A 13,491-nucleotide genomic window follows, 5' to 3' on the forward strand; every position below is an offset into this window, starting at 1 on the left:
TGGTGCCGATCGACCGCGGCGACAGCCCGCTGCCGATCGGCGTGCAGATCATCGGCCCCGCGCTGGAGGACCGCAGCGTGCTCGCCTTCGCGGCCCACCTGGAGCGCGAGTTCGGCGGCTTCGTGCCGCCGCCCGCCTACGCCTGAGTTGCCTGAGACGCGCGCGCCACGCTGCCGTGCGCCGCACCGTCACCCGCCCCGCCCATGCTCCACCACCCGGACCGCCACGAGCCGCTGCATCCCGCTGACGAACGCGGCTGGGACGAGGCCCGCGCGCGCGCCTGCATTGCGGCCATTGCGCGCGACACCGCCGCGCGGTTCAGCCCGCCGCGCGGCTGGCCTGTCCATCCGCTGGACATCGAACCGGGCGACGACCTGGCGGTCGGCGACCCGTCGCTGTACTCCGGCACCTGTGGCGTGCTGTGGGCCTTGCGCTACCTGCACGAGACGGGCGCGCACCCGTGCGAACGCGACACGCCCTTCGACGCTGCCGCGCTGGTGCAGTGCACGCGCGAGAGGTTGAAGGACGAGGCCGAGCGCGAGCGCGCCGCCTACCTGGTGGGCGAGACACCGGTGCGGCTCCTGGAGCACGCGCAGACCGGCAGCGCCGCCGCGGCCGACCGGCTGGCCGCGTTGATCGCCGGCAACCTGCAGCACCCGGCGCGGGAGCTGTTCTGGGGCTCGCCGGGCACCCTGCTGGCCGCGCTGTTCATGCACCAGCGCACCGGTGACGATCGCTTCGCGGAACTGTTCCGCCGCACGGCCGCGGTGCTGGGGTCGCAGCTCGAATGGTCGGACGCGTACGGCTGCCACTACTGGACGCAGCAGATGTACGGCCAGGCCTCCACCTACATGGATGCGGTGCATGGCTTCGTGGGGACTGCATTGCCGTTGATCCGCGGCCGCCACCTGCTGGCCGCGGACGACTGGGTGCGCTGGCAGGCCTGCATCGCGCAGAGCGTGCGGCGCACGGCCACCGTCGAGGGCGAGCTCGGCACCGAAGGCGCACGCGTCAACTGGATCCCCTGGCTGCTGCTCGATGCCGCGCAGCGCGAACGCTGGAACGCCCAGCCGCGCTGGTTCATGCAGTACTGCCACGGGTCGCCCGGCTTCGTCATCAACCTGGCCGGCTTTCCCGGCCATGCGCTCGATGACCTGCTGCTGGGCGCCGGCGAAGCGACCTGGGCGGCCGGTCCGCTGAAGAAGGGCTCCAACCTTTGCCATGGCACCGGCGGCAACGGCTACGCCCTCTTGAAGCTGTTCGACCGCACCGGCGACGTGCGCTGGCTGCAGCGGGCGCGCGCGTTCGCGATGCACGGCATCGGCCAGACCGAGGCACACGCGGCGCAGTACGGTCAGCGGCGCTACTCGCTGTGGACCGGCGATCTCGGTTTCGCCATCTACCTGTGGGACTGCATCCGCGGCACCGCGGCGTTTCCGACGCTGGATGTGTTCTGACTGAGAACCGCGGAGCGGCGGCCACGCTGCCGATTGCTGCGACCGCGCCTGAGGGGACAGCCGGCGCGCTGCATTCCCGCAGTGCGCTGTCTTGCGGTCGAACAAGTCTGCGCTGCCCCCGGGCGACCGCATCAAACCTGCAGTTCGCGTCTCTTGGTCAGCGCAAAAGCCAAGAATGCCTTGATACGGGGTGCCTGGCGGAGGTCCTCGTGGTAGCCCAGCCAAAGGTCCCTGCTCGGTGGAGCTTCTGATACAGGCACCTCACGCAGGCCAGGGAAGCCAGTGGCCAGGACTCTCGGCAAGACGGCCAATCCGCCGCCTTCAGCACAATGTCGGGCTTGCGCCTCGCGGGCGTTGCTCATGAACGTCACTCTTCCCTGCGGAAACTTGCTCTTCAGCCATAGAACGTCTGGAAAGTGCTCGAAGGCGCCGTTCATGGTGATGAGTTCGACGTCTGCTCCGGTCTGCGGGTAGCTCCTGGGCATCGTGTCCGAGCAGTACAAGCCGTACAGCAACTTGTTGAACCTGCGTTGTATGACACCCGCCTCATTGAACGGGGCGATTCGGAAGGCGAAGTCTGCTTCTCTGTGAGTCAAGTTGATCTGCCTCGAGTCAGTCAGCAACTCGACGGTCACACCGGGGTGGAGGTGTCTGAACTCAGCGATCCAACGTGACAGGACGCGCGTGCCGAACCAGTCCGACGAGGCAACACGAATCTGTCCCCGGAGTTCAGAGCCGGCGCCTTCGAGTTGACGTTCCATCGCCAGGAACTCTTCCTCAGCCCGCAAGGCGTGGGGGAGCAGCAGCAGACCCTCGTCGGTCAGCGCGAAGCCACTTCCGGTCCGCTGAAAGACTTTCTGGCCCAGTCCCCTCTCCATGGACTTGAGCCGTCGGCTGAGGGTGGGTTGGCTAAGGCCAGTGAGTCTGGCGGCCCCCGTCAGAGTTCCCGCCCGATGGATCGCCAGCATCAGCCGGACGTCATTCCACTCAATGCTATTCATTCCTGCAATTCGATCATGCACCGCCATGCATCGACAACTGAATGGCTGGCAACCACACTGCCTACATCCGCAACCCAAGGATGTACCCCATGACCACCGCTTGCAATTCCCTTCCCGCAACGATGAAGGTCGTTGTTGCTCCCAGCGCCGGCGCTGACCTGGTACTCGAACAACGCCCTCTGCCCCAACTCGCACCTGGCCATGTGCTCGTTCAAGTACGCGCTGCCGGCATCAATCCGCTTGACGGAAAGATCCGTGCCGCACAGGCTGGTCACGCCAAGCACCCTCTTCCGTCAACCATCGGCCTCGACATGGCTGGCGTTGTTGTCGCTGTCGCCGCGGACGTGACCGCATTCAAGGTCGGGGATGACGTTTTCGGCATGGTCGGCGGAGTCGGCGGAAACCAGGGCACGATCGGCGAATATCTCGCTGCCGATGCGCGTCTGCTGGCGCACAAGCCCGCTGTGCTGAGCTGGCAGGAGGCTTCCGTCTTGCCCCTCGTCTTCATCACCGCCTGGGAGGGCTTGGTGGACCGCGCCAAGGTCAAAGCCGGAGACAAGGTACTCGTCCACGGCGGCGCCGGCGGTGTGGGCCATGTGGCAATTCAGATTGCAGCAGCCTTCGGCGCCGAGGTTTGGGCGACGGGAACTGCCGCTCAACGCCGGGTGATCGAGCAACTGGGCGCGAAGGCCATCGACTATGAGGCCGAGACTGTCGAGGACTATGTCGCTCGTGCGACCGGTGGCGAAGGTTTTGATGTCGTGTACGACACGGTAGGAGGCAAGACCATTGACGCGTCCTTTGCGGCAGCCCGGACCTATACCGGCCACGTTGTGACGTCACTGGGTTGGGGAACGCACTCTTTGGCACCGCTGTCCTTCCGTGGCGCGACCTATTCCGGGGTCTTCACGCTGCTGCCGCTTCTGACGGGAAAGGGCCGGTCACATCACGGCGAGATCATGCAGGAGGCTGCGAAGCTGGCTGCCGACGGCAAGCTGCGACCGATCCTGGCACCTCAGAGCTTTGCGCTGGCACAGGTCAACGAAGCGTTTGTGCAAATGGCTTCGCCCGGGAACGTGGGCAAGGTTGCCATCTCGGTCAGCGCCTAGCCCGCGCGGCTGCTGATGAGAGACCTCCCATCCGTTGCGACGGGTGGTGATCAATGAGCAGCTGCATCTGGTGCCTTGGCATGAGCGCGCTGAAGATCGAGGGGGTAGCCCGTCTCAAGCGGCCTGATCGAACCCGGAGCCTGTCTGAACCGCAGAGCGTGCCCGCCGCTCATCGCCTGCGCATCAGCCCATCAGGGCGCGCTCCCGAGTCTCGCGCGCAGCCCCCGCAACGCGCTGGCCGACTCACATCGGCCACGCCCGCATCGCCGGCCGCAGCCGTTCCCATGCCCTCGCCAGTTGCAGCACCCCCAGGTCGTCATGCCGCGCGCCGGCGATCTGCAGGCCGATCGGCAAGCCGGCACGGGTGAAGCCGCAGTGCACCGAGATCGCCGGCTGCTCGCTCATGTTGTACGGCAGTGTGAAGGCGATGTGCTCCAGCGGCCGGGCGGGGTCGTTCAGCGGGCTGGCCCATTCGGCCGGGTAGCTGGGCACCGGGCTGACCGGTGACAGCACGAAGTCGAACGCGTGGGTGGCGGCCACCGCGGCTTCGCGCAGCGCTGCATGTCCAGCCAGCTGCGCATGCGCCAGAAGCGGTCCATGCCGTCGATCATCTCGCGCGTGCTGAACGCGGGCAGCGGCTCGACGATGGCGCCGGCGGCTTCGAAGGCACGTGCCGCGGCTTCGACGGCGGCGCGCGTCTCGGGCTCGACGGCCAGGCCCCAGCCGGGGTCCAGCTGCAGGCCGAGCTTCAGGCCCTTGACGTCGCGGTCCAGCTGCAGCCAGGGGATGCTCTGGTACGGCAGGCTGGTGGTGTCGCGCCAGTCGGGCTTGGTCAGCAGTGTCATCAGCCAGGCGGCGTCTTCGACGGTGCGCGTCATCGGGCCGGCCACGCGGCCGGCATAGGGCGGCTTGATCGGGATGCGGCCCAGGCTGGGCTTCAGGCCGACCAGGCCGCACCAGCCGGCGGGCAGGCGGATCGAGCCGCCGATGTCGGTGCCCAGGTGCAGCGGGCCATAACCCGCGGCTGCAGCGGCCGCGGCGCCGGCGCTCGACCCGCCGGGGTTCATGCGCGGGTCCCAGGGGTTGCGCGCCAGTTTGTGGAAGCTGGACAGTCCCGAGGACAGCATGCCGTAGTCCGGCATCGTGGTCTTGGCCAGCAGCACCAGGCCGCCCTCGCGCCAGCGCGCGGCGGGCGGGGCGTCTTCGGCGGCCGGCGTCAGCAGCGTGGCGGCGGTGCCGGCCGGCACCGGGCAGCCGGCGGTGGCGATGTTCTCCTTCAGGGTGCCGGGCACGCCGTCGATCGGCGACAGCGGTTCGCCGCGCTGCCAGCGTGCCTCGCTGGCGCGGGCCTGGGCCAGCGCGGCCTCGGGGTCGTAGGCATACAGCGCGCACAGTTCGGGCTCGCGCCGCGCGATCTGCGCGATCACGGCCTGCGTCACCTCCACCGGCGACAGCGTCTTCGCGGCGTAGGCCGCCGAGAGCTCGGCGGCGCCCAGGGCATGGAGCTCGCTCATCGTCGTGCCGCCTTCACTGCCAGCTGACCGTGGCCATGTCGTTGGCGAAGATCGGCGAGCTGGCCCACAGGCCCTTCAGCCCCTTCCTGGCCACTGCCACCTGCGAGGGGTTGAAGATCCAGGCGTTCACCGCATCGGTGGTGAGCTGGCGCTGGATGTCGCCGTAGAGCTTGTCCTGCTGCGCGCGCGGCGCCTCGGCGCGCTGCTTCACCAGCGCGTTGAAGGCCTTGCTGTCATAACCCCAGTAGTACGCGGCATTGGTGTACTGAATGTAGTCCAGCGGCTCGACGTGGTTGATGATGGTCAGGTCGAAGTTGCCCTTGAAGGTGCCCGAGAGCCACTGCGCCCATTCGACGTTCTCGATCTTCGCGACGATGCCCACCTTGGCCAGCATCGCCGCCACCACCTCGCCGCCCTTGCGCGCGTACTGCGGCGGCGGCAGCGTCAGCGTCACGTTCAGCGGCGTGGTGACGCCGGCTTCCTTCAGCAGCGCCTTGGCCTTCTCGGGGTTGTAGGGGTAGACGCCGGTGAGGTCGACGTAGCCGGCATCGGTGGGCGCGGCATGGCTGCCGATGGGCTTGCCCAGGCCTTCGAGCACGCCGTCGATGAAGGCCTGGCGGTCGATGGCATGCATGATGGCGCGGCGCACGCGCACGTCGTCGAAGGGCTTGCGCTTGTTGTTGATCGTCAACTGGCCCTTGCCGGCGGTGGACCCGATCTCGACCGTGAAGCGCTTGTCGGCCTGGAACTGCTTCAGGCTCTGCACTGCGCCGAAGCGCGGCATGCCGTCGATGTCGCCGGCCAGCAGCGCGGCCACCTGCGCGGCGGGGTCGTTGATGAAGCGGAACGTCACCTTCTTCAACTTCACGGCGGCGGCGTCGCGGTAGCCGTCCCACCTGGCCAGCGTGATGGCCGAGCCCTTCTGCCAGCTCTCCAGCTTGAACGGGCCGGTGCCCACCGGCTGCGTGGCGGTGCTGGCCGCGCTCTTCGGGCTGAGGATCACCGCGGTGTTCTCGCCCAGGCGGAAGGGCAGCGTCGCGTCGGCGTTGTTCAGGGTCAGGATCACCGTCTGCGCATCGGGCGTGGCAATCGACGAGATGTTGTCGAACACCGCCTTCTTGGCCTTGTTGGTCGAGCCCTCGGCCTTGGCGCGCTCGAACGTGAACTTCACCGCCGCCGCGTCGAAGGGCGTGCCGTCCTGGAACTTGACGCCTTGGCGCAGCTTGAAGGTGTAGAGCTTGCCGTCGGGGTCGCTGCGCCAGTCGGTGGCCAGCAGCGGCGTGACCTTGCCGTCGACGTTGATCTTGGTCAGGCCTTCCAGCACGTTGTAGTGCACCACCTCGCCGATGGCGGCGGCCGGTGCCATCGTCGGGTCGAGGCTGGTGGGTTCGAGCACCATGCCGAGGATGACGCTGTCTTTGCGCGTTTGCGCCTGCGCCGCGGGCAGCAGCAGCGAAGCGGCGAGCGCGACGGCCAGCGGTGCGGCGGCGAGGTGGCGGCGGGTGATCGGCATGGTGTCTTCTCCTGGGGTGTCGGGGGGCGGTTCAATCCACGGGGCTGGCCAGCACCTGCTCGGCGAAGTGGCAGGCGGCGGCATGACCAGGGGCGTTCAGCGGGCGCAGCGCCGGGGCCTCGGCCAGGCAGCGGGGCTGCCGGTGGCCGCAGCGGGGCGCAAAGCTGCACCCGCTGGCGCGGGCGTCCTCCAGCGGCGGCAGCGCGGCGGCGCGCGCCGCGCCGCGGCGGGCGCCGGACGGCTGCGTGCGCGGCACCGCCTGCAGCAGCGCGCGGGTGTAGGGGTGGGCGGCGGCATGGAACAGCGTGTCCGGGTCGCCCTGCTCGACCGCGCGGCCCTGGTAGAGCACGATGACTTCGTCGCACACCAGGTCGACCACCGCGAGGTCGTGGCTGATGAACAGGTAGCTCACGCCGAACTGGTCCTGCAGGTCCTGCATCAGGTTCAGCACCTGGGCCTGCACCGAGACATCGAGCGCGCTCACCGGTTCGTCGGCGACGATCAGCTTGGGCTGCGTGACCAGCGCGCGGGCGATCGCGATGCGCTGACGCTGGCCGCCGGAAAACTCGTGCGGGTACTTGGCCGCATCGGCCGCGCGCAGGCCCACGGCTTCCAGCATCTCGGCGGCGCGCTCGCGCTGGCGTTGCGGCGACAGCCGGCCCTGCGCCAGCAGCGGTTCGCAGATGATGCGTTCCACCGTCTGCCGCGGGTCCAGCGAGCCGAAGGGGTCCTGGAACACCATCTGGAAATCGGCCCGCGCCGCGCGCAGGTCGGCCGCCGGCAGCGCATGCAGGTCTCGGCCGGCCAGCAGCACCTGGCCGCGGGTGGGCGGCTCCAGCGCCATCACCAGCCGCGCCAGCGTGCTCTTGCCGGAGCCGGATTCGCCGACGATGCCCAGGCTGCGCCCGGCCTGCAGCGTGAAGCTCACGCCCTGCAGCGCGTGCACCGTGGGCGGCGCGGCCAGCAGCCGTTCGCGCGGCAGGCGGTAGTGCTTGACCAGCTCCTGCACGGCCAGCAGCGGTGCCTTGGCCGTCATGCCAGTTCTCCGACGCGGATGCATCGGGCCGCGTGCCCGTCGCTAACGGGCAAAGCGGGCGGCATCGACTGGTGGCAGCCGGCCACCACATGCGCGCAGCGGTCGCTGAACGGGCAGCCGGCCGGCAGGTCCAGCAGCTCGGGCACGCGGCCGGGAATGGTGGCCAGCCGCGTGCCGCGCGGCATGCCCAGCCGCGGCCGGGCGGCGAACAGCCCGCGCGTGTAGGGGTGGGCCAGGCGCGAAAAAACGTCCTGCGTGGCGCCGCTCTCGACCACCGTGCCGCCGTACATCACCAGCATGCGCTGCACCGTCTCGGCCATCACGCCCAGGTCGTGGCTGATCAGGATCAGCGCCATGCCGTCTTCCTCGACCAGCTGGGTGATCAGCGCCAGCACCTCGCGCTGGATCGTCACGTCCAGCGCGGTGGTGGGCTCGTCGGCGATCAGCAGGTCGGGGCCGCAGGCCAGCGCGATGGCGATGACCACGCGCTGGCGTTGCCCGCCGGAGAGCTGGTGCGGGTGGGCGTCGAGCCGGCGCGCCGCCTGCGGCAGCTGCACGCGTTCGAGCAGGCGCAGCGCCTCGGCCCGCGCGGCGGCGCGGTCCAGGCCGCGGTGCAGGCGCAGCGATTCGCCGATCTGGTGGCCGATGGTCTGCAGCGGGTTCAGCGCCGTCATCGGCTCCTGGAACACCATGGCCAGGCGGTTGCCGCGCAGGCGGCACCAGTCGTCCTCGGGCAGGCCCAGCAGTTCACGGCCTTCGAGCCGCACCGAGCCGGCGGCGCGCGCGCCCTCGGGCAGCAGGCCCATCAGCGCCAGCGCGGTGATCGACTTGCCGCAGCCCGATTCGCCGATCAGCCCCAGGGTCTGGCCGCGCGCCAGCGCGAACGAGACGCCGCGCAGCGCGTCGGCCGGACCGCGCGGCGTGTTCAGCGTCACGCGCAGGTCCTGCACGGCCAGCAGCGGTGCGGGCGATGTCATCGTGGGGCGGTCGTCACGGGCCGGGCGTGGCGTCTTCGCTCAGCAGGTCGAGGTAGGCGCCGCCAAGCAGGGCCTCGGGGGGCACTTCCAGCGCGGCCAGCAGCTCCTGCGCGATGCGGGTGCCCTCGGCCTCGGTCTGGCCTTCGCGCAGCACCACTTCGAGCTCGAGGAAGTCGCCCAGGCCTTCGACCTGGTCGAGGTGCACGCGGGTCTGGCCGATCAGCACCAGCACGCGGCGCTTGACCACGCGGCCGATCACGCCGCAGGCGCGTTCGAGCACGTCGCGCAGGCCGTCGGGGTCGGCCACCGCGGTGATCAGGTAGTCGGACAACTTCGGGCCCTGCGCGTCGGGCCGGTGGTAGTGGATGAGTTCGCCGGCGCCGTCGGCAAACACGCGCAGTTTGAGCCGGCCATGCGGCACCTGGAAGAAGGTGTCGTCCTGGTGGATCAGCTGCGGGTGTTCGTCTTCGTCTGCCAGCGCGCGGGCGCGGGGCAGCAGCGCCTCGGCGCTGGGAATGCGGGCTTTGATCTCGACGTTGGCGGGCATGTTGGGCGTTGATTGTGGGGGCTGCCGGGCCGAGGCCCTACCACTTGCAACCCTTGTCGCGCACGGCGTCCAGCACCAGCGGCACCACGGCGGCCAGGCCGAAGCCGCCATAGGCCTGGCGGCAATCGGCCTTGCCGGCCTTCTCGATGCTCTCGCCGAGCTTGGACTTGGTCTCGGGCGGCGCCGGCAGCATCTGGAACAGCCGGCGCGGGCCCTGGTTGCTGCTGAGTTCGCCGCCGCGCGAGCGCGCCAGGTCGAGGTTCAGCTTCGGTGCGCTGGGCGGCACCGCGGGCGGCGTGGCGGCATCGTGGCCCAGCCGTGCCCCGGCGTCCGGCGCACCGGCGGCGGGCCGGCCGAACAGGTCCACCGCGCCCGGGGCGGCGCCGGGCGCCGGGCGGGTGGGCGGCGTCGGCACGGCCGCGGGGGTGGCCACCGCGGGGGCGGCCGCCGGGGGAGCGGTGGCGGGAACGCTGGTTGCCGGAGCGGGGGTCGGGGCCAGCGTCGGGGCCGACAGGGCCGGCGCCGGGGCCGTGGCGGGCGTGGCCGGCGTGGCCAGCGCAGGGGCTGGCGTGGGGGTGGGGGCACGCGTCGGTGCTGGCGTCGGCTCCGGCGTGGAAGTGGTCGGCGCCGGCAGCGGTGTGGGCAGCGGCGCCCGCGCGGGCACGGGCTCGGGCGGCGTGGGCACCGGCGCGCTGACCGGCGGCAGCGTGGGCACCGGCGGCAGGTCGATCGGACTGCTGCGCGGGGTGGGCAGCGCCTGTTGCGGCTCGGGGGCGGCGCGCAGCGGCACGGCCGGCAGTGCGGGCAGGGCCGGGGGCTCGGGCACCGGGTCGGGCCGTGGGTTCGGGTTCGCGGTGGGCGCCGGCGCCGGCACGGTGGCGGGCACCGGCGCGGGGGCCGGGGCGGGCGCGGCGGCGGTCGGGGTCACGGCCGTGGGCTTGGGCACCGGCGGCACGGGCCGCGGCGTGTCCAGGTTGGGCAGCGGCAGCCGCTCGCTCGCGCTCAAGGCCGGCTGGGTCAGGTCCGGGGCCTGCAGGTCCATGCGCCGCGGCGGCCGGGGCACCGGTGCCGGCAGCGCGGGCATCGGCTCGGGCACCGGTTCCGGTGCCGGCGCGGGGATCGGCGGTGCCGGGGCCATGCGCAGCGGCGGCGCCTCCACCGGCACCGGCACCGGTGTGGTCAGCGTGCTGCCGCCCGTCTCGCGCTCGACCGGGCCGACCAGCGGCTCGTTGACCGGCGTCTCGATCTGCTGCCACGGGCCTTGCTGCGCGGCGCCGGGTTGGTCCGGCAGCGGCGCGGCAGGCGTCTGCGGCCGCACCGCGCCGCCGAAGCGTTCCTGCCGGGCACTGCCGGTGGGACCAGTGCTGGGTGCCGGCGGCCGCGGCTCGCCGGCGCCGGTTTCGTTGCGCAGACCGCGCAAGGTGACGTTGATCGCCCCCCACACGCCTTCGCCGGGCTGCGCGGTGCCGTTCGGCACGGTGCCGATCAGCAGGATGGCCAGCACATGCAGCAGCAGCGCCAGCACCAGGCACTGCACCAGCTTGGGCGGCTGCAGGCCGTTGGGCGGCCAGGCGGCGGGCGGGTGCGGCAGGGCGAGGTTCAAGGCAGGCGGCGGCGATCGGGCGACAGGGGCGGTCAGCGCGGCGCGCCGACCATCGCCCGAGTCTGCCCGCGGCCGTGGCCGCCGTCCACTGCGGGCCGCTGCCGGCCACCGTGGACGGCAGCCGGCAGCGGCCTTCACGCCACAGTGGGCGTGAGCAAGGGTGTCGCGCGGGCCCGGTCGACGTCGGGGCTGCGGTACATCGCCTCGGGAATGCTGGCCAGGCGCGAAGCCTGCAGCTGCGCCGGCGCGAGGCCGTAGAACTTCTGGAAACTCATGATCAGCGGCTGCCAGCGGTCGGGGTCGATGCGGTTGGGCTCGCCCGCGGCCAGCAGCTGCGGCGCGACGTGCACGCGCTGGATGCGCGCTTCGAACACCAGCACGCTGCCGCGCAGGCGTTCGTCCTCGCCGGCCATCAGGTGCTGGCCTTCGATCACCGCTTCCATCTGCACCGGGCATTCGCCGATGCGTGGCGTGGCGACGGTCTCGCTGGCCTGCGGCGTCAACCCGGCATGGGCGAACTTGTCCTGCACGTGGCGGTAGCCGCGCGCGGCCTTGTACGGCGGCACCGGGTCGGCGCCGGTGGTCAGCGCCAGGCGGTCGACCAGCTCCACCTGCGCGGCCGAGGGCAGGTTGATCACGCAGTGCCGCGCTGTTTGTAGGTTACGCGCGGTCTGCGAGGCGGCGCCCAGGCCCAGCATGCAGCGCCAGCCGAGCCAGAAGGCCGAGCTCATCGGCGCGATGTTGGGCGTGCCGTCGGGGTTGGTGCTGCTGAGCAGTACGACCGGCGTGCCGAAGTACAGGATGGGCGGTTCGCTGCGCTGGTGTTCGAAGGCGGGATGCTGCATCACAGAAGGTCCGTTGCGGTGAGGAATGCGCTGCAGTGTGCGCATGCCCGCCCGCCGCGGCTGGCCGGATTCGGACCTTCGATTCGCGCGGCCTTCCTGTCATTCCTGGCCGCGTTTTTCCGGTGCTAGCTAGATCTCGAGGTTGTCGATCAGCCGCGTCGTGCCCAACCGGGCCGCGGCCAGCACCACCAGCGCGCCCGGTCCGTCGGCCGGCTGCGGCGCCAGCAGGTCGGCGCGGCGGCGGATGGCCACATAGTCCTCTGCCCAGCCGCGGGCCTGCAGCGCCTGCACCGCGGCGGCTTCCAGCGCGGCAAAGTCGCGGCCACCGGCCTGCACCGCCTGCACCAGTGCGCGCAACTGGCCGCTCAGGGCCACGGCTTGCGCGCGCTCGGCCGCGCTCAGGTAGCCGTTGCGCGACGACAGCGCCAGCCCATCGCCGGCACGGCAGGTCTCGCCGCCGACGATCTCGATCGGCATCGCCAGCTGCTGCACCATGTTGCGGATCACCATCAGCTGCTGGTAGTCCTTCTTGCCGAACACCGCGATGGCCGGCTGCACGCACTGGAACAGCTTGAGCACCACGGTGCACACGCCGATGAAGAAGCCGGGGCGGAAGTGGCCTTCCAGGATGTCGGCCAGCGCGGCCGGCGGATGCACCTTGTAGCCCTGCGGCTGCGGGTACAGCTCGCGCTCCGAGGGCGCGAACAGGATGTCGCAGCCGGCGCCCTGCAACAGTTCGGCATCGCGTTCCAGCGTGCGCGGGTAGGTGTCGAAGTCCTCGTGCGGTGCGAACTGCAGCCGGTTGACGAACACGCTGGCCACCACCGGGCCGCCCAGCGCGCGGGCCTGCCGCACCAGCGACAGGTGGCCTTCGTGCAGGTTGCCCATGGTCGGCACGAAGGCCGTGCGGGCCTGGCCGGCCAGCGCAGCGCGCAGCTCGGCGATCGAGTGGATGGTGCGCATCGCGCCGGCTCCGGTGGGTGTCGGAAGAGAGGGGAAAGGATCAGTAGCCGTGCAGCGCTTCGTCGGGGAAGCGGCCGTGCTTCACGGCCTGCACGTAGCGTGCAATCGCAGCGGCCACGCTGGGCTCGGCCGCCTCGCCATCGGCCATGAAGTTGCGCACGAAGCGTGGCGGGCGGCCGGGCGTCAGCCCCAGCATGTCGTGCAGCACCAGCACCTGGCCGCTGCAGCCGGGGCCGGCGCCAATGCCGATCACCGGGATGCCCAGCGCCTCGGTCACGCGGCGCGCCACGGCGCTGGGCATCAGTTCCAGCACCAGCATCGTTGCGCCGGCCTGTTCCAGCGCCTGCGCCTGGCGCAGCAGCGTGTCGGCGGCGGCCTCGTCGCGGCCCTGCACGCGCCAGCCGCCCAGCGCATGCACTGATTGCGGCGTCAGCCCGAGGTGGCCGCAGACGGGGATGCCGCGCTCGACCATCGCGCGCACCAGCGGCACGGTCCAACCACCGCCTTCGAGCTTGACCATGTGTGCGCCGGCCTGCATCAGCGCCACCGCGCTGGCCACCGCCTGGTCCACCGTGCCCTGGTAGCTGCCGAAGGGCAGGTCGCCGATCAGCCAGGCGTGGCGGTTGCCGCGGGCCGTGCAGCGGACGTGATAGGCCACATCGTCCAAAGTGACCGGCAGCGTGCTGGACTGGCCCTGCAGCACCATGCCCAGCGAATCGCCGACCAGCAGCACGTCGACGCCGGCCTCGTCCAGCAGCCGCGCGAAGCTGGCGTCGTAGCAGGTCAGCATGACGATCTTCTCGCCCTGGGCATGCATCGCGCGCAGGCGGTGCAGCGTCATCGGTTTGCGCTCGGTCATTCGCGGCAGGGGCTGGCCATGGCGGGCGCGAGTCTAACGCTGCAGTGCAGCATGACCCGGCGCGCAT

11 protein-coding genes and 1 pseudogene are annotated in these 13,491 nt (G+C 71.1%); 2 read left to right on the forward strand and 10 right to left on the reverse strand.

What is annotated here, in order from left to right:
• Positions 1-203: 203 nt before the first annotated feature.
• Positions 204-1,457: a lanthionine synthetase C family protein gene (locus ACILR4_RS08540; RefSeq protein WP_395700423.1), complete on the forward strand. Its 1,254-nt coding sequence runs from the start codon at positions 204-206 to the stop codon at positions 1,455-1,457.
• Between the two features lie 131 nt (positions 1,458-1,588).
• Here ACILR4_RS08540 and ACILR4_RS08545 read toward each other — a convergent pair whose 3' ends face one another.
• Positions 1,589-2,458, reverse strand: a complete 870-nt coding sequence (locus ACILR4_RS08545) for a LysR family transcriptional regulator (protein ID WP_395700424.1) — start codon at positions 2,456-2,458, stop codon at positions 1,589-1,591.
• Between the two features lie 89 nt (positions 2,459-2,547).
• Here ACILR4_RS08545 and ACILR4_RS08550 point away from each other — a divergent pair, with 89 nt between their 5' ends.
• Positions 2,548-3,567: a zinc-binding dehydrogenase gene (locus ACILR4_RS08550; RefSeq protein ID WP_395700425.1), complete on the forward strand. Its 1,020-nt coding sequence runs from the start codon at positions 2,548-2,550 to the stop codon at positions 3,565-3,567.
• A 243-nt stretch (positions 3,568-3,810) separates the two neighbouring features.
• Here the strand turns inward: ACILR4_RS08550 and ACILR4_RS08555 are convergent.
• The 9 genes and pseudogenes from ACILR4_RS08555 to panB all read right to left on the reverse strand — a co-directional run bounded on the left by ACILR4_RS08555 (position 3,811) and on the right by panB (position 13,424).
• Positions 3,811-5,081: pseudogene (locus tag ACILR4_RS08555) on the reverse strand (amidase).
• Positions 5,082-5,094: 13 nt separating this feature from the next.
• Positions 5,095-6,594 carry an ABC transporter substrate-binding protein gene (locus ACILR4_RS08560; protein WP_395700426.1) on the reverse strand — a complete coding sequence of 500 codons (1,500 nt, stop codon included), beginning with the start codon at positions 6,592-6,594 and terminating at the stop codon, positions 5,095-5,097.
• Between the two features lie 31 nt (positions 6,595-6,625).
• Entirely contained in the window at positions 6,626-7,630 is a 1,005-nt protein-coding gene (locus ACILR4_RS08565) for an ABC transporter ATP-binding protein (RefSeq protein ID WP_395700427.1), read from the reverse strand.
• Complete coding sequence (locus ACILR4_RS08570; RefSeq protein WP_395700428.1) at positions 7,627-8,607, reverse strand: ABC transporter ATP-binding protein; 981 nt, start codon at positions 8,605-8,607, stop codon at positions 7,627-7,629. The genes ACILR4_RS08565 and ACILR4_RS08570 overlap by 4 nt, the downstream gene beginning before the upstream one ends.
• A 13-nt stretch (positions 8,608-8,620) precedes the next feature.
• Positions 8,621-9,154, reverse strand: a complete 534-nt coding sequence (locus tag ACILR4_RS08575; RefSeq protein ID WP_395700429.1) for a class IV adenylate cyclase — start codon at positions 9,152-9,154, stop codon at positions 8,621-8,623.
• Positions 9,155-9,191: 37 nt separating this feature from the next.
• Positions 9,192-10,757 (reverse strand): hypothetical protein, encoded by a 1,566-nt coding sequence (locus tag ACILR4_RS08580; protein ID WP_395700430.1) that lies wholly within the window; start codon positions 10,755-10,757, stop codon positions 9,192-9,194.
• 134 nt (positions 10,758-10,891) lie between these two features.
• Positions 10,892-11,602 carry a flavin reductase family protein gene (locus ACILR4_RS08585; RefSeq protein WP_395700431.1) on the reverse strand — a complete coding sequence of 237 codons (711 nt, stop codon included), beginning with the start codon at positions 11,600-11,602 and terminating at the stop codon, positions 10,892-10,894.
• A 129-nt stretch (positions 11,603-11,731) separates the two neighbouring features.
• A complete protein-coding gene (panC, locus tag ACILR4_RS08590; protein WP_395700432.1) occupies positions 11,732-12,565 on the reverse strand; it encodes a pantoate--beta-alanine ligase in 834 nt (277 codons plus the stop codon).
• Between the two features lie 40 nt (positions 12,566-12,605).
• Positions 12,606-13,424, reverse strand: a complete 819-nt coding sequence (gene panB / locus ACILR4_RS08595) for a 3-methyl-2-oxobutanoate hydroxymethyltransferase (protein WP_395700433.1) — start codon at positions 13,422-13,424, stop codon at positions 12,606-12,608.
• Positions 13,425-13,491: the final 67 nt, after the last annotated feature.

The sequence above is a fragment of the Aquabacterium sp. genome (assembly GCF_044226965.1).
Classification (GTDB): Bacteria; Pseudomonadota; Gammaproteobacteria; order Burkholderiales; family Burkholderiaceae_C; genus Pseudaquabacterium.